General features: G+C 68.8%; 1 protein-coding gene. It reads right to left on the bottom strand.

Annotation, left to right across the window (positions count from 1 at the left end):
• Nucleotides 1–880 (bottom strand): IS66 family transposase (locus tag HV824_RS35865; RefSeq protein WP_176425278.1); only part of this gene is annotated, 880 nt, incomplete at both ends.

The following is an 880-nucleotide window of genomic DNA, read 5'->3' on the forward strand; positions in this document are numbered from 1 at the left end:
GGGTCGGCGGCGCGTCGCCGCTTCCACTCGTGGGGTAGCAGCTCACCGATGCGCGAGTTGGGGTGTGTCTGCACGCGCAGCAGGACGTCCGCGAGATACGTCTCGGGGTTGACGCCGTTGGCCTCGCAGGAAGCCACCAGGGCGTAGAGTCCGGCGAGATTCTCCCCCGCTGCCTCGTGGCCGACGAATAGAAAGTTTTTACGGCCCAGGGCGGCTTTCCGTAGCGCCGATTCCGAGCGGTTGTTGTCGAGAGGCAGGCGCTCATTCTCCACGAAGCGCGTGAGGGCCTCCCACTGCTTGAGGGCGTAGGAGATGGCCTGGCCCAGTGGACTCTTGGGCGGGTGACGCGGTGCCTGGGCTTCAAGCCAGACGCGCAGCCCGGCGAGGACGGGGGCGCTGTGCACCTGGCGCAGCTCGCGGTGGGCTGCGGTGCGCACCACGTCCGCCTCTCGCGCCTGGGCCTCCACCCGGTAGAGTTCGAGGATGAAGTCCAGGGCTTCACGCGCCTCGGGCGCGGTGGCCAGCGCGTCGAAGAAGCGGCGACGCACATGGGCCCAGCAGCCGACGCGCACCCGGCCCTGCGGCAGCGTCACCGCGTTGTAGCCGGTGTAGGCGTCCACCACGAGGGCGCCCGCGGTGCCACCCAGGACTTCCTTCGGCGTCTTGCTGGCGCGGCCCATGCTGAAGCGGTAGCCGATGAGCCACTCGCCCGCGTCATTCCGGGTGAGGAAAGTCCAGAGGTAGCCCAGACGCGTCTTCTTCACGTCCAGCACGCGCAGCGGCGTCTCATCCGCCCACACCACGTCCGCTGAGGCAATGCATTGCAAGAGGTGCTGGGAGAGGGGCAGTAGCACCGAGGCGGCCTGGTGGAAGAGGTCCG

This window comes from Myxococcus sp. AM009, assembly GCF_013372605.1.
In the GTDB taxonomy this organism is placed as follows: domain Bacteria; phylum Myxococcota; class Myxococcia; order Myxococcales; family Myxococcaceae; genus Myxococcus; species Myxococcus vastator.